This window comes from Ahrensia marina, from assembly GCF_001293565.1.
GTDB lineage: Bacteria > Pseudomonadota > Alphaproteobacteria > Rhizobiales > Rhizobiaceae > Ahrensia > Ahrensia marina.
Genome location: NZ_JXMU01000003.1, coordinates 232965 through 251912, shown reverse-complemented (window position 1 = coordinate 251912; position 18948 = coordinate 232965). Strand labels below are relative to the sequence as shown.

The following is an 18948-nucleotide window of genomic DNA, read 5'->3' as shown; positions in this document are numbered from 1 at the left end:
TTTGATTTGCCGCATGTCCGGGCGGAAAACCTATTCCCACTTTTCCTGACATGCTCTAGCCAAACCTTAAAAAACTATTCTTCTGTTTCGGCCTTGGTTTCTATAGCACCGGAAGTGTTTTCAGTTCGGTAAAGATCGCTGTTCAGATAAGCAGAAAGTGCAAAACGCACCAAAACGCCAACCGCTGCAGCCGCCGGTACGGCAATTAACATGCCTGTAAATCCGAACAATGAGCCAAACGCAAATAGTGCAAACATCAACCATACCGGATGCAGACCCACGCTGTCGCCGACCATTTTAGGTTGCAGAAAGTTACCTTCAAAAAACTGACCGGCAAAAAAGATCGCGGCAATGATGCCGATCTGAATATAGTCCGGCCAGAACTGAACAAGCGCCACACCGATAGACAGGATAAGCCCAATTGCGGAACCCACATAGGGAATGAAGCTCAACACGCCCGTTAGCAAACCGATGAGCAGCCCAAAGTTCAAGCCGGCGATTGTAAGCGAAATCGCGTAAAAAATACCGAGGATAAGGCTCACAGTTCCCTGCCCGCGAATAAAACCTGCTACAGCCTCATTCATATCGCGTGCAATCACACGAACGGTCGAAACGTGATCACGCGGAATCCAGCCATCGATTTTGGCGATCATCTTGTCCCAATCAAGCAGCATGTAAAATGCCACAACTGGCGCAACAACCAGCAGGCTGACAATGCTCATTGCAGCCTGACCGGAATTCCATATGCCCTGAACAACAGTTTTGACGACGCCAAAGCCTTCTTCCAGATAGCTGTCAAAGCTATCGGTGATCTTTTGCATATCAAAACCAAAATTGAGCGCTGATGTATCAATACCGAAAAACGTATTGAGCCAGGATATATCAATTTTCGCGCTGGAGATGACCTCGCGCAGGCGCGTTAGGTAACTTGGTAAATTTCCTGCGAAATCAATTGCTTGCGATGCCAAAACCGGCACAATGATGGCCAAGGCAAGCAGGAAAACAATTAGGAACACCAACAATATTGTGACCGTTGCCCACACCCGCGACATCCCCTTGCGCTCAAGATAATCAGCAACCGGATCAAGAAAATATGCAAGAACGAAGCCTGCTAAGAAGGGCAATAAGACGCTTCTGAAGATAAAGAGAAAAATGCCGAAAACAACAATTGCACCCAGCCAGAACAAGGCCTGACGGCGCAGAGTTTTTGTTGTTAGATGTTCACCCATTACTTATCCTCATACTCCGCCATATGCCGGAACCACACCATGCAATAAGCCGCTGTGGATGCCAGGGTCAATGCAGCGACCATATAGACCATCACGTTTCCCAGAAACGGTGCGGAAAAATAGCCTGCCTTCATCGCCATCAAATAGGCCGCAAGGCCTATCTGCACAAGGGTATTTGCTTTGGAAATCAACAATGGCTTTATATCAAGATCAGCGCCCATGATTGCGGAAAGAACGACAGCGCCAATGATTAAAACATCGCGCGCAACAACCAAAAAGACAAACCAGATCGGGACAATCTCATAATAGCCAAGCGCAATGAAGACTGCCGTAAGAAGCACCTTGTCGGATATAGGGTCCAGATAAGCCCCTACTTCGCTGACAAGTCCGTATCGGCGGGCTATGATACCGTCGACCGCATCCGAGATGCCTGCCAGCAAAAACACGATAAATGCCGCATTCCAGTGGCCCAGAACAATCAAATATATGATGAGCGGCACTGTAAACAAACGGGCCACGGTGATGAGATTGGGCAGAGTATAGGTGTTTTTTCCCATCGCGCAGTTTCCTGTTTTACTTCTATCTAGGTTCAATTCACCTTGAAACCAAGCAAGGCTGTTCATTGAGGGCCAATAATGTCCTATTTTTCTGTGATTGGGGCACAAGAGCATTGGAACATCATGATCAGCCGTGCCATAGAGCGCTAAAACCAAAGTAGCAAACGAGACAAAGTCAATGTCAGAAGATGCAAAGAGTTCAAACGGGTTGAGTTATGCCGATGCGGGCGTCGACATTGATGCCGGAAACGCTCTTGTCGATGCCATAAAGCCTATCGTACGCGCAACAAGCCGGCCCGGTTCCGATACGGAAATCGGCGGATTTGGCGGTCTGTTCGATTTAAAAGCGGCGGGCTTTAAAGACCCCATTCTGGTGGCAGCCAATGATGGTGTCGGGACCAAGCTTAAAATTGCGATCGATGCCAACAAGCACGATACTGTCGGGATTGATCTGGTGGCCATGTGCGTGAACGATCTTGTTGTTCAGGGCGCTGAACCGCTGTTCTTTCTCGACTATTTTGCAACCGGCAAATTAAGCGTTGAAGAAGGCACGGACATTGTTCGAGGTATCGCCGAAGGCTGCAAACAGGCCGGATGCGCTCTGATAGGCGGCGAAACCGCAGAAATGCCCGGTATGTACCGCGATGGCGATTATGATCTGGCCGGTTTTGCGGTCGGCGCGGCAGAGCGCGGCTCAATGTTGCCTTCGAACGATATCAAGGAAGGCGATGTAATTCTGGGACTTGCCTCCAGCGGCGTTCACTCCAACGGCTTTTCACTGGTGCGTAAAATCATTGAGACAAACGGGCTGACATTCGAGGACTCTGCGCCTTTCGGATCAAAATCTATTGGCGAAGAACTGCTCGAGCCGACGAAAATTTACGTAAAGTCTTTGCTGGCTGCCATACGCGAAACCGGTGCGGTTAAAGCAATGGCACACATCACCGGCGGCGGCTTTACAGAGAATATTCCGCGCGTTTTGCCTGAAAGTCTTGCCGCAACAATCGAGCTCAATACCTTGGAAGCGCTTCCCGTGTTTCGCTGGCTTTCAAAAGCAGGCGGGGTCAATGCAACCGAAATGCTGCGCACATTTAACTGCGGTGTCGGCATGATCGTCATTGTGTCGCCGGACAAGGCAGATGCTGTCAGCGATATTTTGACACGTAAAGGTGAGAAAGTCAGCCGCCTCGGCACCTTGAGTGCGCGTGATGGTGACGCTGTCATTTATAAAGGCACGCTTGATCTTGGGTGATAAAAACACGAAAATCGCCATACTGATCTCTGGTCGCGGCTCGAATATGATCGCGCTGGCCAAAGCGATTGCCGCGCCTGATTTTCCAGCCGAAGTCGTTGGTGTCCTTGCCGATAAAAAGGACGCGGCAGGCCTTGCTATCGCGTCAGATATGAATATCGCCACGACTTCATTTGAACGCTCTGATTTTACCTCTAAAGCCGAGCATGAAGCTGCAATCCATGACCAACTTGTCCAATGGAATGCTGATATTATCTGCCTTGCGGGTTTTATGCGGCTGTTAAGCGCAAATTTTATCGACAAATGGACCAATAAAATTATCAATATTCATCCGAGTCTTTTGCCTAAATATAAGGGGCTTAATACGCACCAGCGGGCAATTGAGGCTGGAGACAGCGAACATGGCTGTACCGTTCATTACGTGACAGCGGGCATGGATGAAGGTCCGGTGATTGCACAAGCCAAAGTGCCGGTATTAAGTGATGATACAGAAGCGTCTTTAACTGCGCGCGTTCTAGAGCAGGAACATCAACTCTATGCCAAAGCGCTGCGCGATGTCTTAGAAAGACAAAAGCCATGAACTACCGCCACGCCTATCATGCCGGTAATTTTGCCGATGTTGTCAAACACATCACGCTGGCGCGCGTGCTGACTTATTTCATGCGCAAGGATACGCCGTTTTTTGTCATGGACACCCATGCCGGTATCGGGCGCTACGATCTAAAGAGTGTGGAAGCACAAAAAACAAAAGAGGCAGAAACGGGCATTGAACGATTTATGGATGCCCTGCCCGACGCCCCTAAAGAAGTGCGTGAACTTTGCGAGCCATTCACAAAACTGTTGAATGAAATGAATGAGGGCAAGCTTCAATATTATCCAGGTTCGCCAATGGTCGCGCAATCGTTGATCCGCCGGTCCGACCGCCTTTCGCTCGTGGAGCTTCATCCGGAAGATTTTGCGGCGCTGACGGAAAACTTCAATTGGGCCAAAAACACCAAAACCCATCATCTTGATGCATGGCAGGCCATGAAGGCGCAGTTGCCGCCCAATGAAAAGCGCGGCGTTGTTCTGGTTGATCCGCCTTTTGAAGACCGCGATGAGTTCAATGCAATTTTGCGTGCATTGTATGAAGCTCAAAAGCGCTTTTCCAAAGGCACCTATATGCTTTGGTACCCCATTAAAGATTTAAGAATGGTCGCCAGCTTTTCAAAAGTCCTTTCGGGCATGAAACTTGGTCAAACGCTCGATGTCCGCCTGATGATTGACCGTCCCGGCCCGCAAGACAAATTTATCGGCACCGGCATGGTCATCGTCAACCCGCCCTATGTGTTGGAAAAAGAACTAAAGGTTCTATTGCCATGGCTGGTAAAACTGTTCGAAATTGTGCCCGGCAGCGGGTCGCACTCGATTTACGAACTGGTTGGCGAGCAAAAATAAGGTAAAATGCTTGGCGTAATATTGTGCTTGCGCTACATCATCAATGACAGCGCAAAGCGGGAGAGAATCATGAAGTCGAACGTAATGAAGTTTGCAGCAGTATTTTTGAGCGTTGCCGCGATCAATGCTCCGATCATGACAAGCCCCGCCGCTGCCGCTGATATGGTTTATCTGGAAACACAAAGCGGTGACTGCAGTGACACAAAAGTACTGAACACGATTGCATCGCGATTTCAAATTCAGGCGCGTGAGGTCCACCACAATCCAGACCTTCAAATTTCAGACCTGAACAATACCTATGAGACCCGATTTGAACCTGAAGGCAAAAGCCCTTTTGCGCGGCGCTATTGCAAAGGTCAGGCTTATATGAGTGACGGGCAAAGTCGCTCGGTCTGGTATTTGTTGGAATATGGTGCGGGTTTTGCCGGTATTGGCAAAAATGTTGAATTTTGCATTTCCGGACTCGATCGCTGGAATGTCTATGGCGCGCAGTGTAACGTTCTGCGTTAAAGTCCATGAGCAGACTGATCTTTTGTATAGCCGCAGTGCTATTGGCCGGTTTCGTTGCCGGCTGTTCGGCAGAAGATCAAACGAATAATCCCGACATAACATCAGACTCTATCCCTTTGGGTGAAGGGTTTGATTTTTACGTTCTGTCTCTTTCCTGGTCTCCGGGATATTGTGTTTCAGAGGGCGGCGATGCGGATGAACGTCAATGCGGACCCGATAAACGATATGCCTTTGTCGTTCATGGGCTGTGGCCGCAGTTTGAAAGGGGTTATCCGGAATATTGTGGCGACGGCGAGAAGATTGACAACCGCTTGGCAGGCTCAATGATCGACATTATGCCAAGTTATGGATTGATTTATCATCAATGGCGCAAGCACGGCACCTGTAGCGGGCTTACCCCTGAAGAATATTTTGACGTCACACGCGCCGCCTATAACAAAATCAATTTACCGCCAAGTTTTTCCGGCCTGACAGAAACAAAAACGATCACGCCGATCTCAGTTGAAAAACTGTTTCAGGCTGAAAATTCCGGTATCCCGAATGACGGCATTGCAGCCACCTGCAAGCGCAATTATTTGCGCGATGTGCGTATTTGCCTGACAAAAGACCTTGCGTCGTTCCGTTCCTGTCCCGAAGTTGACAGAAATTACTGCCGCAGCCGTTCCATGGCTGTTGCGCCACTTAAATAGGAAACACCATGCCAGTAATATTATATTCGCCCGCCTCCCCCTATAGCGCGAAAGTGCGCATGGCCGCAGATTACACAAATGTCGGCATCGAAGCGCGTAAAGTCACCACGAGCGACGAACCGGATGATCTAATCGGCGCAAACCCGCTGGGTAAAATTCCCACACTCATACTTGATGACGGTTTTTCTCTGTTCGACAGCCGCGCGATCATGCAGGAAATCGACCGCATGTCCGGCAAAGTTCTTTTTCCCCGTAACGGCGAAAAGCGCCGCGCGGCAGAGCGCCTTGAGGCGGCCGCTGATGGTTTGTGTGATTGCCTGCTCGCCCAAGTTTATGAAAAGCGGATGCGGCCAGAAGAAAAAGTCCATCAGGAATGGCTGGATTTGCAGGCACGAAAAGTGGAGCGCGCTCTAGATTGGCTTGAGGCCAATATTACGCCGGTACGTGGCAAGCTGAACGGCGGGCAGTTCGCGGTTGCTGCAGCCATAAGCTATATGGATTTGCGCTTTCCGGATTTAAATTGGCGCCGGGGCCGGTCAAAATTACGCCGGTTCGAAACCCGCTTTAAAGAAGCATATCCGGCTTTTGATCTAAACAAGGCACAGGCCTGAATCAAAAATGCCGCCGACATCATGTCGGCGGCATCTTTTTTAATAGACAGTCTTAGAACTTCAGACCGATACCAGCGCGAACGCTGTGATCGGAAAAGCCTGAAGAAATGGCTGTGCCACCGGCACCGGTATTATAGTCTTTCGCACCGTAATCGGAATAACGGTATTCAACGCGTGTGAAGACGTTTTCAGTAACAAGCGCTTCACCACCGACACCAACAGTCCAGCCGAGGTGAGTGTTTTTATCTTCGCCAACTGCGTCAGACACTTTAGCCTGTGTTGCTGCAACACCGGCTGTACCGTAAAGCATGAACGGGTCAAATGCATAACCTAAACGTGCCCGTGCAGAACCGAAAAGACCCTGCTTTGCTTCCGCGCCGCCGATATTTTCTTTAGCGTCTGAATAGCCAAGATCGCCTTCAACACCATAAACGATGTTACCGGATTGCTGGTTTACACCAACAAAACCAAGACCGCTGATACCATCGGCATCAACATCACCGGCAGATGAGTCAAACTCGCCCCATGTGTAACCCAGTGAGGCACCGCCATAGATGCCGGACCATGTGCTTGCTGGCGCATAATCGACAACGTCAGATACTGGTGGTTCAGGTGGCGCTTCAACCGCATCAGCGGCAATGGCTGGTGCTGCGACCAACAAAGCTGCGACTGCAGCACCTGCTTTTAAAATATTAGTACGCATAACTTCTCCTATCGGTGTTAATTGTGCCCTCGAAAAATTCTTGGACACCCCCTCACCCGTAAGAAGCGTTCTGCACCCAGAATGCGGCATTTCATTTTCAAAAATGTGGAAATGCAGTGACTGAAATAAGGCACAGACCTGTGTTTCATTTGAGCAACAGTTTTTTGACAGCGGCAAATAAAATCAATGCGCTAGCCCTTTTTATATGGCTGTCGGCAACTTATATAATGGCCTTATTCTATTGGAGGCCCCTCTTAAATGTTACTCAATATCGGAATGCTGGTAGGCGGACTTGTTTTGCTCGTTTTTGCCGGAGATTATCTCGTAAAAGGCGCAGTCGGCCTTGCAGAGAAATTTGACATTCCCCCGCTCATCATTGGTCTGACTATTGTAGCATTTGGCACCTCCGCTCCAGAACTCGTTATATCGCTTGATTCAGCACTTTCCGGTATTCCCGATATCGCTGTCGGCAACATAGTTGGCTCCAACATCGCCAATGTCTTGCTTGTCATGGGACTTCCCGCACTTATCACAGCAATTCACGCCAACCAGCGCGGTCTTTCGCGCAATGTTGCCATTTTGCTGGTATTCACATTGGCGTTTATGTGGATGATCACCGACGGCATGCTGTCCCGACTGGAAGCCGCTATTCTGTTTGCCGGTTTGGTACTTTACATTGCCGCACAAATCGTGCGCGCCCGTTCAAAAACCGAAGGCGATACCGAGTTGCCTTCCGACTATCATGATGATGTGGGCGAAGCGCCGACACAGGCATCTAAAATCGCGATCTATCTGATTGGCGGTCTTGTTCTCTTACCTGTCGCAGCGCATTTTACTGTCGATGGCGCATCGGGTATCGCGCGCTATTTTGGCGTTTCAGATGCGGCGATTGGACTGACGATCGTTGCAATCGGCACATCATTGCCCGAACTTGCCACTTCCTTTATGGCCGCATGGCGCAAAAATGGCGATGTCGCGCTTGGCAATATTATCGGCTCCAACATATTCAACATTGCTGCCATTATGGGTATTACCGGCCTCATTATTAATGTGCCTGTTGCCGAGACAATGATTGCCTATGACATGTGGGTCATGCTGGCTTCGTCAATCGTTTTGGCGGCTATTTGCTTTGCCCGTGTCACGACAGGAAAAATACTCGGCGGCGCTATGCTTGTTGCCTATCTGGCCTATATCATCTCCGTATTCTGAATTTAACGGAGGCGTTCTTTGGAGACCAAACCAATCAATGCATTGATTACCGGCGGTGCCCATCGTGTTGGGCGCGCCATGGCGCTTGACCTTGCAGCCAATGGATATGGCGTGATTGTTCACGCCAACTCCTCGCTTGATGCGGCCCTGTCACTTTGTGAAGAAATAAACGGGAACGGTGGGCGAGCTTTTGCTGTTCAGGCTGATTTGAGCAAAACAGATGAAACCAAATCCCTGATCGACCAAGCTGTCAAAAAGGCCGGCAGCGTTGAAATACTCATCAACAATGCTTCAGTGTTTGAAGCTGATGAGATTGGCAATCTTGATGAAGATCTATGGGACACCCATTTTAACGTGCATGTCAAAGCACCGGCATTTTTAAGCAGTAGTCTGGCGCATCATTTGGGTGACAAGGAAGGCATGATCGTCAATATGATCGATCAGCGGGTCTGGCGTCTAAACCCTAAATTTTTCACCTACACTCTCTCGAAATCAGCACTGTGGACAGCAACGCAAACCATGGCACAGGCGCTTGGCCCGAATATTCGCGTTAATGCGATCGGCCCCGGACCGACATTAAAGAACGAGCGCCAATCTGACGAGGATTTTGAGAAGCAGCAAGCAACGCTTATTCTGGAAAATGGACCCGAATTATCCGAATTCGGTTCCACCATCCGCTATTTGTGGCAGACAAAATCAATCACCGGACAAATGCTTGCCCTTGATGGCGGGCAACATCTTGCCTGGCGCACGCCCGACACACGCGCCAACGAATAACCATATTTGTCAGTAGCGATTGCCCGAACCGCTAATATTAGCGATCGAATATCGCATACCGCTTGAAGCCGCCCATAGAACAAGCCCATATTACAATTATGATTCCTGATAATACCAATATGGACAGCAACACTGATGAGGTCGATATCTCGGCCCCAGCGCTTACGGATGTAAAGTGGGAGCATGATGAGACGATCACCCATGATCTGTCCGGCCCGGACCTAATCAATGCTTATGTGAAACGCCTTCCCAACAAGCCGGGCGTTTATCGCATGTTTAATGCCAATGGCGATGTGCTGTATGTCGGCAAAGCCAAATCGCTTAAAAACCGCGTTACAAATTATGGCCGTCATGGCGGTCATACGAATCGCATCGCGCGGATGATCCGCGAAACAGCTTCAATGGAGTTCGTAACCACGCGCAGTGAAACTGAAGCGCTGCTGCTTGAAGCCAATCTGATTAAACGCCTTCGCCCGAAGTTTAACGTTCTTTTGCGCGATGACAAATCCTTCCCCTATATTCTGGTTACAGGAGATCATGAGGCGCCGGGGCTTTTCAAACATCGCGGTGCACGTTCGAAAAAGGGCAAATATTACGGGCCGTTCGCCTCTGCCGGTGCTGTGGGCCGCACGATCAACGCACTACAGCGGGCGTTCCTATTACGCACCTGCACCGACAGTGTTTATGAAACACGCACCCGCCCGTGCCTGCTCTATCAAATTAAGCGGTGCTCCGGCCCGTGCACCGGAGAAATTTCACCCGAAAACTATGCACAACTGGTCAAGGAAGCCGATGATTTCCTTTCCGGCAAAAGCCGTGCAGTCCAAACAGCGATGGCCCAGACGATGCAAGATGCGTCCGATGATCTGGATTTTGAGCGCGCGGCTCTTTATCGCGACCGGATATCAGCGCTCACGGCGATCCAGAGCCATCAGGGCATAAACCCGCAAGGTGTTGAAGAAGCCGACGTTTTCGCCATTCATCAGGAAGGCGGCACAAGCTGTATTCAGGTTTTCTTTTTCAGAACCGGACAGAACTGGGGCAACCGGTCTTACTTTCCAAAAGCGGATGCAACGCTTGAACCTGCCGAAGTATTGGGAGCGTTTCTGTCACAATTTTACGATGACAAACCGTGCCCGCGCCTGATCCTCCTCTCGCACGAGATTGAAAATCCTGAACTGTTCGAGCAGGCTTTCACGCTGCGCGCTGAACGCAAAGTGACAATCAACACACCGCAGCGCGGCGAAAAGCGGGATCTTGTCACCCACGCGCTTGCGAACGCAAAAGAAGCACTTGGACGACGTTTGGCTGAAACATCCAGTCAGGCAAGGCTGCTCAAAGGACTTGCAGAAACATTTGATCTTAAGCGCGTGCCGCGCCGTATCGAGGTGTTTGATAACTCCCATATTATGGGCACCAATGCCGTCGGCGCCATGATCGTCGCAGGACCGGAAGGTTTTGTGAAAAACCAATACCGGAAGTTCAACATCAAATCGACGGAGATAACGCCCGGCGATGACTTTGGCATGATGCAGGAAGTGATGGAACGCCGCTTTGCGCGTCTGATCAAAGAACATGGTATTCCCGATCGTTCTGCCGAAGACACTGTAGATGAAGCTGAAAACGGCGATACACTGCCGGCATGGCCCGACCTTCTGCTGATTGACGGTGGCCTTGGCCAACTCAATGCTGTCCGCGACATTGTCAAAAAGCTTGGCATTGACGAAGTGATCGAGCTTGTGGGCGTGGCGAAGGGGCCGGACCGCGATGCAGGCCGTGAACGGTTCTTTATGCCGGGAAAAACAGATTTCAGCCTGCCGCCGCGCGATCCGGTTTTATATTTCACACAGCGGTTGCGGGACGAAGCGCACCGCTTCGCCATTGGCACACATCGCGCAAAGCGCAAGAAGGCAATGGTGCGCAATCCGTTGGATGAAATTGCCGGTATCGGCCCATCACGCAAACGCGCCCTGCTTCATCACTTCGGCACAGCAAAGGCGGTTGCACGTGCGCCGCTTTCCGACCTTGCCAAGGTCGACGGCATATCAGAGGCTATGGCAAAGCTTATTCACGATCATTTTAATGATGGTGGCCAATAAATCGGTATAATTGCTTGACCGGAACACATTGCGGTGTTGATTAGGAATTCCACAGAGAATAGCAGAAGCCATGTCAAACGCTCAAAAATCATTGATTTTTTCACTGCCCAACGTGCTGACTTATGCGCGCATTCTGGCAGTGCCTATGATTGTGGTCTGCTTCTTTACCGAAGGGCGATTGGCCTCCAGTGATTTGGCACGATGGATTGCCTTGCTGATTTTTGTTTTGGCAAGTGTCACCGATTTTCTGGATGGTTATCTGGCGCGAAAATGGCAGCAAATTTCCAATATCGGCCGTATGCTCGACCCGATCGCGGATAAGCTGCTAGTATCTGTCGTGCTTTTATTGCTGGCGGCGGAAGGCTCGATTGCCGGCTGGTCGCTCTGGGCCGCGGTCATTATTCTTTGCCGCGAAATATTGGTTTCAGGACTACGCGAATATTTGGCCGGTTTAAAAGTCAGCGTACCTGTTTCCAAGGTCGCAAAATGGAAAACCACAATTCAGATGATTGCGATCGGCTTTCTGCTTGCAGGCGAAGCTGGCGATAAGATCATCCCCTACACGAGTCAGGCCGGTCTTGCGCTTTTATGGATAGCGGCACTGATAACCATTTATACCGGCTGGGATTATTTTCGTGCTGGTATGCGCCACGTTATTGAAGATCCAGAAGATGGTGCAGCATGACGAAACTTGTTTATTTTGCGTGGGTGCGTGAACGTATCGGCTTTTCCGAAGAGACGGTTGAATTGCCGGATGACATTCAAACCGGCGCAGATTTTATCAACTGGATGAAAACACGCGGCGAAAACTTTGAACACGCGCTGGAATATTCCGATCAAATCCGCATTGCGGTTAATCAGGAGCATATTCATCACAGCGAGAAAATTGGCAGTGCCGATGAAATCGCCCTTTTTCCTCCTATGACCGGCGGGTGAACAATTGACGGTCACGCCTCACATATCTGTGCAGCAGGATGATTTTGACCTTCAAAGAGAAGTCGATAAATTAACACGAGGCCGCAAAGATATTGGCGCCGTTGTTAGTTTTACAGGGCTTTGCCGCGATGAAGGCGGCAAGCTTGAAGCGCTGGAGCTGGAACACTATCCGGCGATGGCTGAAGCCCAGCTAAACCTGATTGCAAAACAAGCATTAAAGCGATGGCCGCTCACCGGCCTCACCATCATTCACCGTTTCGGCAAAATTGAACCCGGCGCAAATATCGTGCTTGTCGTGACAGCTTCAAACCACCGGCGGGCGGCATTTGAAGCTGCAGACTACCTGATGGATTATCTTAAATCCGAAGCGCCATTTTGGAAAAAAGAGCATTTGGCAGACAGCAAGGATGGCGGCTGGGTTGAAGCAAAACAAGCCGATACTGATGATTTAAAGCGCTGGTAAAGATACTGCCTAAGCCAGCACACCGTCAGCAATTGCCACAAAATGGCAGGTGGCTGCCGACAGCACAAAACCATGCCAAATCGCATTGGAATATTTGATCGTGTTGGACTGGTTAAAATAAATACCAATTGTGTAGAGCAATCCACCGACAATAACCAACCACACGCTGCGCGCTGCAAGCGCATCAAACAACGGCCATAAAAGTAGTGTCGAACTCCAGCCCAGTGCGAGATAGATAATAATCGTGTGCTTATCCAAGCGTTCGCCTGCAACCAGCTTAATCAACGCGCCGCTTGTCGCCACCAGCCAGATCGCCGTCAAAAGGTAATAGGCAAAATCGGTATTCACGATGAACACCATCGGCGTAAAGGTGCCGGCAATTTTGAAGTAAATCGCGGCTTGGTCGAAGCGCCGTAAAAGCGAACGCAATTCGGGGCGCGGGACCATGTGATAGGCGGCTGAAACACAAAACAGACTGATGGCACACGCAGCGTAAACCTGCACAGCGCTTAGATATTTAATGTCTAAGGATGGCTGACTGAGAAGAAAAATAAAAGCGGCAATTGATAGTGTTATACCGGCAATATGGACCAAACCATCTGCTAAACGTTCGCCAAACGAATAATCGGGGTAGACAAAACTCAAATGAGATGCGGCGGCTTTCGCCTTACTTATGGTCGCCATGCTTTACTCTTTACACTACTATGATCACCCTCGTGATAGATTGAATTTTCTTCAAATTGATCATAACAGCGATATACGAAAAAATAGTAAACCGGACAGATTGCTCTGCCCGGTTCGCATAACTTAGCCATTCTTTATAGCAAAAATGTGTTTAAAGCATTGTCGCAATTTTTAACGGAAAACCGGTATCCACTTTTCCTGAAATTGCTTACTTAGCCGACGATTTCGTTGCCGCCAAACCAGAATGCAATTTCTTCTGCAGCCGTTTCAGCAGCGTCTGAACCGTGTACAGAGTTTTCGCCGATTGATTCAGCAAACATTTTGCGGATTGTGCCTTCAGCGGCTTCAGCTGGGTTTGTTGCGCCCATAACTTCGCGGTTTTTCGCAATTGCGTTTTCGCCTTCAAGAACCTGAACAACTGTTGGCGCTGAACACATGAATTCAACCAGTTCACCAAAGAACGGACGTTCTTTATGAACAGCGTAGAAAGTCTCAGCCTGTTTCTGGCTCATCCACACGCGCTTGGAAGCAACAACACGCAGGCCGTTTTCTTCAAATACTTTTGTGATTGCACCAGTCAAGTTGCGCTTTGTTGCGTCCGGCTTGATCATGGAAAATGTACGTTCGATTGCCATTTTTGACATTCCTGTTTTCTTTATGAAGAGATTTGCGCGGTCTATAGCGGTCTAAGCCATGAAAGCCAAGGCCTATCTTGTCGCGTGCATAGACTATGCAGCCATGACTGCATTTCGCCCTTCTCCGTCATACATATCCAGCAATGTATTCATCCAAGCTTCTGCTTTACTGTCTTTTTTCAACAGCGACTGGCCTTTGAAGATACGCAGCCACTGCAAAGCACCAAAGACAACATAATCAGCGTAAAGCGGTGACTGCCCGCCGATAAAAGGTTGATCTGCCAGCATAGCTTCAATTGGCGTGAGCACTTTATGCAAATCAGTTGACGACGCACCGCGCGTTGCACCGAAATCTTCCAGCGTCATACCGAACGTTTTTTCGCGCGTTGTGCGGAAATGATCTTTGTCTTCATCGTTGAGTGATTGATAGATCTGGATCAGCACCAGCCGCGCGACAACGGGGTGAAGCTGGCTCTGGCTCCACGCCGTGACGAAATGTGTCATGGCTTTGCCGCCCTCACCGTTAAACAGGCTGGGGCTATCGGGATATTTCTCCTCAAGGTGCAGCGCAATCTTGTAGCTGTCCTCGATAATCTCATCGCCATCGCGCAAAACCGGCACACGGCGGCCTTCCCCCCCTTCAATCGTCGCGACCTTGGAAAAGCCGACAGATTCTGTTTCATAGCTTAGCCCTTTATGGGCCAGCGCCATGCGAATCTTCCAACAATGTGGACTGAAAACCATTTTATTATCAGCACCGCATAGCTCGTAAAGCTTGATTGTCATGACCCGTTTTCCTCATCTAATAATCCGGCTTGTTGCATAACGCTTTTCTGTCTTGATAAACAAGCCAATCCGCGCCAAACAGCAGCCATGTTACAGATAAACAACCTTACATTCAGAATGATGGGCCGTCCTTTGTTTGAGGATGCCACAGCGACAATCCCGACGGGCTCCAAATGCGGCCTTGTAGGACGCAACGGCACCGGAAAAACGACCCTGTTCAAGCTTATCAACGGTTCGCTCTCGCCTGAAAGCGGAGAGATTTCGCTACAACAGGGTTTGCGACTTGGTCAGGTGGCTCAGGAAGCGCCTGGCACGGATGCCACATTGCTTGAAACAGTGCTGGCCGCCGATACAGAGCGCACCGCTTTGCTGGAAGAGGCCGAAACAGCAACAGACCCGAATAGAATTTCCGAGATTCATATCCGCCTTGCGGATATTGACGCGCATTCGGCCGAAGCACGTGCCGGCGCTATTCTACACGGGCTTGGCTTTGATGCCGAGGCACAACAACGACCCTGCTCTTCGTTTTCGGGCGGTTGGCGGATGCGCGTTGCTCTGGCTGCGGTGCTATTTCTCGAGCCGGACTATCTGCTGCTTGACGAGCCGACAAACTATCTCGATCTTGAAGGCACATTGTGGCTGGAAAACTATATTCAGAAATATCCGCATACGGTTTTTATTATCAGCCATGACAGAGATCTGTTAAATTCGGCGGCAACGTCTATTCTGCATCTGGAGCATAAGAAGCTCACTTTTTACCGCGGCAATTACGACAGTTTTGCGCGCACACGGGCAGAGCGCATATCGCAGCAGATCAAAGCCAAGGAAAAGCAGGACGCCAAGAAAAAGCACATGGAAGCTTTTGTCGAACGCTTCCGCGCAAAGGCTTCTAAAGCCAAACAGGCGCAGAGCCGTTTGAAAGCGCTCGAAAAGATGAGCGATATTTCAATCATGGTCGATGAAAGCGTTAAGCCTATCGTTTTTCCATCACCGGAAAAAGAGGCCGCTTCTCCCATCGTAACGATGGATTCTGCCCGTGTCGGCTATGAGCCGGACAAGCCTATTCTAACCCATCTTAACCTGCGGATTGATGCCGATGACCGCATTGCGCTTTTAGGTGCAAACGGCAATGGCAAATCGACATTCGCCAAATTATTATCGGACCGGCTGAAAGTGCAGGAAGGCAATATTGTGCGCGCTGACAAATTGCGCGTTGCGATGTTTGCCCAGCACCAGATGGATGACTTACACGCGGACTGGACGGCCTATGAGCATTTGCGTGCCGCCCTGCCCGATGAACCTGAAAGTCGTGTTCGCGCACGTGTTGCAGCGATGGGGCTTGGCACCGACAAGATGGACACAAAAGCGGCCCAGCTTTCCGGCGGTGAGCGCGCGCGGTTGACCCTTGGTTTGGCCACGCTGGACAAGCCGCATTTGCTTATCCTTGACGAACCGACCAACCATTTGGACATTGATAGCCGCGCGGCATTGATTGAGGCGCTAAACGGTTATTCCGGTGCCGTGATGCTGATCAGTCACGACCGGCATTTGCTAGAAGCAACGGCCGAGCGCTTGTGGATCGTCGGTGAAGGCACTGTGAAGCCCTATGAAGGCGACATGGATGAATACCGCACACTCATTCTTAAAGGTCCGTCCAAAAAATCTGCCGATGATGATGGCAAAAAAGGCGATGGCTTGTCGGGTAAAGAACGCCGAAAGTTAGCGGCGCAGGCGCGTCAAAAGATGGCTCCGGTCAAGAAAAAGATCAATCAAATCGAAAGCTTAATGGCAAAAGCCAATAAAGAGATTCAGGCGATTGATGAAAGTCTTGGTACGCAGGCTGTTCTGGATGATACGGCAAAAGTGTCCGATTTGACGATCAAGCGCGGCAGAACCGAAAAACAAATCGCCGATTGGGAAGCAGAGTGGTTTGATCTGTGTACACAATATGAAGAAGCAACCGGAACGAATTTGATGGAGGATTAAGGGGTTTCATCCTCTGAACCACGTCCCCATTTCTGCACTGTCTTTTTCTTCGTGTCTGTATTGGCAGGTTCCTCCTGGCGTCTGCCAATACGTGACGCACGACCGCCTGTACCTGTGGGTGCATTGCCAATGCTCTTTTTGCTGCGCTTGCGCGTGAAAAAGTAAATGACGACAACAAGTGCAATCAGTGCGAATGCTATTTCGATATAGTCATCAAAACCGGAAAACATCAGGCCGCCCGCTCCCATTTGCCTTCCATATTCTGCTTCCAATAGGTCAATGAATGGCCATCGGCCTTCAGGTTTTTCCAATTGTTACGCGCTTGACTGACGGCGCTTTCGTCATTGCCATCGAACATGATTGCAACACGTTCATAGCTGTTCAAACCATCCGGAAGTGCCGCATTATCAACAACAAAGCGTATATGGCTGCCATTTTGATTCAAGTCGGTCGAGGTTAGAAAAACGGGATGGTCCGCTTCGAACGGATCGCCATCCTTTCCATGCGGGAGAAAATCTTCTGCTTTATATTCCCACAATCTGGCATCAAGGCGATCACGCACATCATCGCTATGCGTTTGAATTGTCACCTTCCACTGACGGCCGAGCGAACGCTCGACGAGAACCGGCAGAGCCTCGTCAAGCGATGTTTCCGTCAAATGGTAAAAGACAATATCAGTCACATTATTTACCGAGTTCAGTCTTCATACGAGTCGGCGACCATCTGGTTGAGCAAGCGCACGCCAAAGCCCGATGCCCATGATGTGTTGATGTCCGACTTAGGCGAAGACATCGCTGTGCCCGCAATATCGATATGCGCCCACGGTGTTTCACCGACATAGCGCTGCAAGAATTGCGCCGCTGTGATCGAACCGGCAAAACGGCCGCCGGTGTTTTTCATGTCAGCAAATTTGCTGTCGATCATTTTGTCGTAAGCTGGTCCAAGCGGCAGTCGCCAAACTTTCTCGCCCGACACTTTACCGGCATTGAAAATGTTCTCGGCCAATTCATCATTATTGGAAAACAGTCCGGCATGCTCCTGCCCCAGCGCGACCAGAACCGCGCCTGTCAGTGTGGCCAGATTGATCATGAATTGCGGTTCATATTTCGTGTTGCAGTAGTGCAGCGCGTCACACAATACCAAGCGACCTTCCGCATCCGTATTGATGACCTCAATCGTCTGGCCCGACATGGACGTTACAATATCGCCGGGGCGTTGGGCGTTGCCATCAAGCATGTTTTCAACGAGACCGATAATGCCAATCACATTTGCCTTGGCTTTACGAGCGGCAAGAGCGTGCATAAGGCCGGTGACAGCCGCAGCGCCGCCCATATCGCCTTTCATGTCTTCCATGCCGCCTGCCGGTTTAATGGAAATGCCGCCGGTGTCGAAAGTCACGCCCTTACCGACAAATGCGATAGGCTTGTCTTTTGACTTACCGCCGTTCCATTTCATAACAACCAGACGCGGGTCATTGCGTGATCCTTGCGCCACGCCCAGAAGCGCACCCATTTTGAGCTTCTTCATCTCTTTTTCAGTCAGGATGTCGATCTCGACGCCAAGCTTTTTCAACGCTGATGCGCGCTTTGCAAATTCTTCCGGAAACAATATGTTCGCCGGTTCATTGACGAGATCGCGGGCGAAAATTGTACCCTGTGCAACGGCTTCTTCACTCTCCCACTGCTTTTTGGCGGCAGCAGGATCTTCAAGACAAATAGAAACAGACTGTGAAGAAGGTTTTTCATCCTCATCGTCTTTTTTCTTGGTTTTATACAGGTCAAACTCATAAGCGCGCAGCATATAGCCGTGCGCGAAAGCAGCCGCCTGCGCTCCTGAGCCGGGCAATTGAACCGTAACATTCTCTTCGCTGGCAAGCATTGAGCGCGCTTTACCGCCGAGCGACATCCAGTCCTCCGCTGACAGTTTGTCCAATTCACCTGCACCGATTACGACAATGCGTGATACAAAAGCTTCGGACGGCGCGAGTACATCAAGCGTTGATTTCTTTTTTCCGGTAAATTTCGCTGATGTCGCGGCTTTTGCTAACACATTGCCCGGATCGGCATCGTTTTTAAGCGATGACGCCTCGCTTAAAGCAGCTTGAACAAGCAGCAGTGCGCCTTTTTTCGGTGTGGACAGTTTCGCGAATGATATTTGCGGCACAACGGACATGAACAAACCTTTTGTTATAAAATTAATTAGAGAGAGCAATCTGCATTGATTTGGTAGCACAAACCAGCTTTGACAAGACAAATCAGCGCTAAATTAGTTGTTAACCATTAAAATTGCCTAAGTGTTAGTCAACAGATGGTAAATCCTTAATAGATCGTTGCCGCATCAGATCGCTTTTTAGGTATCTGCGCGGTGAAAATCAAAGAAATGAGT

General features: G+C 49.9%; 22 protein-coding genes. 13 read left to right on the top strand and 9 right to left on the bottom strand.

Annotated elements, in window-relative coordinates; genetic code table 11:
• Nucleotides 1-74: 74 nt before the first annotated feature.
• Together SU32_RS04095 and SU32_RS04090 are read right to left on the bottom strand one after the other, a co-directional pair.
• Nucleotides 75-1229 carry an AI-2E family transporter gene (locus tag SU32_RS04095; RefSeq protein ID WP_053998061.1) on the bottom strand — a complete coding sequence of 385 codons (1155 nt, stop codon included), beginning with the start codon at nt 1227-1229 and terminating at the stop codon, nt 75-77.
• Nucleotides 1229-1786 carry a CDP-alcohol phosphatidyltransferase family protein gene (locus SU32_RS04090; protein ID WP_053998060.1) on the bottom strand — a complete coding sequence of 186 codons (558 nt, stop codon included), beginning with the start codon at nt 1784-1786 and terminating at the stop codon, nt 1229-1231. Before SU32_RS04090 ends, SU32_RS04095 begins: the two co-directional genes overlap by 1 nt.
• 178 nt (nt 1787-1964) lie before the next feature.
• Between SU32_RS04090 and purM the strand changes: the two genes are divergently transcribed.
• The 6 genes from purM (at nt 1965) to SU32_RS04060 (ending at nt 6285) form a co-directional block, all read left to right on the top strand.
• Nucleotides 1965-3038 carry a phosphoribosylformylglycinamidine cyclo-ligase gene (gene purM, locus SU32_RS04085; RefSeq protein WP_053998059.1) on the top strand — a complete coding sequence of 358 codons (1074 nt, stop codon included), beginning with the start codon at nt 1965-1967 and terminating at the stop codon, nt 3036-3038.
• On the top strand, nt 3031-3618 hold the full coding sequence (gene purN, locus SU32_RS04080; protein WP_245625487.1) for a phosphoribosylglycinamide formyltransferase: 588 nt from the start codon (nt 3031-3033) through the stop codon (nt 3616-3618). Before purM ends, purN begins: the two co-directional genes overlap by 8 nt.
• Nucleotides 3615-4475 carry a 23S rRNA (adenine(2030)-N(6))-methyltransferase RlmJ gene (locus SU32_RS04075; RefSeq protein ID WP_053998058.1) on the top strand — a complete coding sequence of 287 codons (861 nt, stop codon included), beginning with the start codon at nt 3615-3617 and terminating at the stop codon, nt 4473-4475. Before purN ends, SU32_RS04075 begins: the two co-directional genes overlap by 4 nt.
• A gap of 69 nt (nt 4476-4544) precedes the next feature.
• On the top strand, nt 4545-4985 hold the full coding sequence (locus SU32_RS04070) for a hypothetical protein (RefSeq protein WP_053998057.1): 441 nt from the start codon (nt 4545-4547) through the stop codon (nt 4983-4985).
• Nucleotides 4986-4990: 5 nt separating this feature from the next.
• Nucleotides 4991-5674, top strand: coding sequence for a ribonuclease T2 family protein (locus tag SU32_RS04065; RefSeq protein ID WP_053998056.1), 684 nt, complete (start codon nt 4991-4993; stop codon nt 5672-5674).
• An 8-nt stretch (nt 5675-5682) separates the two neighbouring features.
• The gene (locus SU32_RS04060) at nt 5683-6285 is read left to right on the top strand and encodes a glutathione S-transferase family protein (RefSeq protein WP_053998055.1); all 603 of its coding nucleotides are present in this window, start codon (nt 5683-5685) and stop codon (nt 6283-6285) included.
• Nucleotides 6286-6337: 52 nt separating this feature from the next.
• On the opposite strand, the gene SU32_RS04055 is transcribed toward SU32_RS04060, so the two are convergent.
• A complete protein-coding gene (locus tag SU32_RS04055) occupies nt 6338-6988 on the bottom strand; it encodes an outer membrane protein (protein ID WP_053998054.1) in 651 nt (216 codons plus the stop codon).
• Between the two features lie 258 nt (nt 6989-7246).
• On the opposite strand from SU32_RS04055, the gene SU32_RS04050 reads away from it, so the two are divergent.
• The 6 genes from SU32_RS04050 to SU32_RS04025 all read left to right on the top strand — a co-directional run bounded on the left by SU32_RS04050 (nt 7247) and on the right by SU32_RS04025 (nt 12472).
• Complete coding sequence (locus SU32_RS04050) at nt 7247-8197, top strand: calcium/sodium antiporter (RefSeq protein ID WP_053998053.1); 951 nt, start codon at nt 7247-7249, stop codon at nt 8195-8197.
• Nucleotides 8198-8215: 18 nt separating this feature from the next.
• Entirely contained in the window at nt 8216-8974 is a 759-nt protein-coding gene (locus SU32_RS04045) for an SDR family oxidoreductase (RefSeq protein WP_053998052.1), read from the top strand.
• Between the two features lie 119 nt (nt 8975-9093).
• Nucleotides 9094-11073 carry an excinuclease ABC subunit UvrC gene (uvrC, locus tag SU32_RS04040; protein ID WP_211097672.1) on the top strand — a complete coding sequence of 660 codons (1980 nt, stop codon included), beginning with the start codon at nt 9094-9096 and terminating at the stop codon, nt 11071-11073.
• Between the two features lie 70 nt (nt 11074-11143).
• Nucleotides 11144-11758 (top strand): CDP-diacylglycerol--glycerol-3-phosphate 3-phosphatidyltransferase, encoded by a 615-nt coding sequence (gene pgsA, locus SU32_RS04035; protein WP_053998050.1) that lies wholly within the window; start codon nt 11144-11146, stop codon nt 11756-11758.
• Nucleotides 11755-12009, top strand: a complete 255-nt coding sequence (moaD, locus tag SU32_RS04030) for a molybdopterin converting factor subunit 1 (RefSeq protein ID WP_053998049.1) — start codon at nt 11755-11757, stop codon at nt 12007-12009. The genes pgsA and moaD overlap by 4 nt, the downstream gene beginning before the upstream one ends.
• Before the next feature lie 4 nt (nt 12010-12013).
• Nucleotides 12014-12472, top strand: a complete 459-nt coding sequence (locus SU32_RS04025) for a molybdenum cofactor biosynthesis protein MoaE (protein WP_053998048.1) — start codon at nt 12014-12016, stop codon at nt 12470-12472.
• A gap of 9 nt (nt 12473-12481) precedes the next feature.
• On the opposite strand, the gene trhA is transcribed toward SU32_RS04025, so the two are convergent.
• The 3 genes from trhA to SU32_RS04010 all read right to left on the bottom strand — a co-directional run bounded on the left by trhA (nt 12482) and on the right by SU32_RS04010 (nt 14577).
• Nucleotides 12482-13156 carry a PAQR family membrane homeostasis protein TrhA gene (trhA, locus tag SU32_RS04020; RefSeq protein ID WP_053998047.1) on the bottom strand — a complete coding sequence of 225 codons (675 nt, stop codon included), beginning with the start codon at nt 13154-13156 and terminating at the stop codon, nt 12482-12484.
• A 212-nt stretch (nt 13157-13368) separates the two neighbouring features.
• Nucleotides 13369-13791: a nucleoside-diphosphate kinase gene (gene ndk, locus SU32_RS04015; RefSeq protein WP_053998078.1), complete on the bottom strand. Its 423-nt coding sequence runs from the start codon at nt 13789-13791 to the stop codon at nt 13369-13371.
• A gap of 93 nt (nt 13792-13884) precedes the next feature.
• Nucleotides 13885-14577 (bottom strand): glutathione S-transferase family protein, encoded by a 693-nt coding sequence (locus SU32_RS04010; RefSeq protein ID WP_053998046.1) that lies wholly within the window; start codon nt 14575-14577, stop codon nt 13885-13887.
• Nucleotides 14578-14664: 87 nt separating this feature from the next.
• Here SU32_RS04010 and SU32_RS04005 point away from each other — a divergent pair, with 87 nt between their 5' ends.
• Entirely contained in the window at nt 14665-16563 is a 1899-nt protein-coding gene (locus SU32_RS04005) for an ABC-F family ATP-binding cassette domain-containing protein (protein WP_053998045.1), read from the top strand.
• Here SU32_RS04005 and SU32_RS04000 read toward each other — a convergent pair.
• The 3 genes from SU32_RS04000 to SU32_RS03990 are packed head-to-tail and all read right to left on the bottom strand — an operon-like array spanning nt 16560 to nt 18735.
• Nucleotides 16560-16811, bottom strand: coding sequence for a hypothetical protein (locus SU32_RS04000; protein WP_053998044.1), 252 nt, complete (start codon nt 16809-16811; stop codon nt 16560-16562). The two genes, SU32_RS04005 and SU32_RS04000, sit on opposite strands and share 4 nt — an antisense overlap.
• A complete protein-coding gene (locus SU32_RS03995) occupies nt 16793-17245 on the bottom strand; it encodes a DNA polymerase III subunit chi (RefSeq protein WP_053998043.1) in 453 nt (150 codons plus the stop codon). The genes SU32_RS04000 and SU32_RS03995 overlap by 19 nt, the downstream gene beginning before the upstream one ends.
• A 14-nt stretch (nt 17246-17259) precedes the next feature.
• Nucleotides 17260-18735, bottom strand: a complete 1476-nt coding sequence (locus tag SU32_RS03990) for a leucyl aminopeptidase (RefSeq protein WP_053998077.1) — start codon at nt 18733-18735, stop codon at nt 17260-17262.
• Nucleotides 18736-18948: the final 213 nt, after the last annotated feature.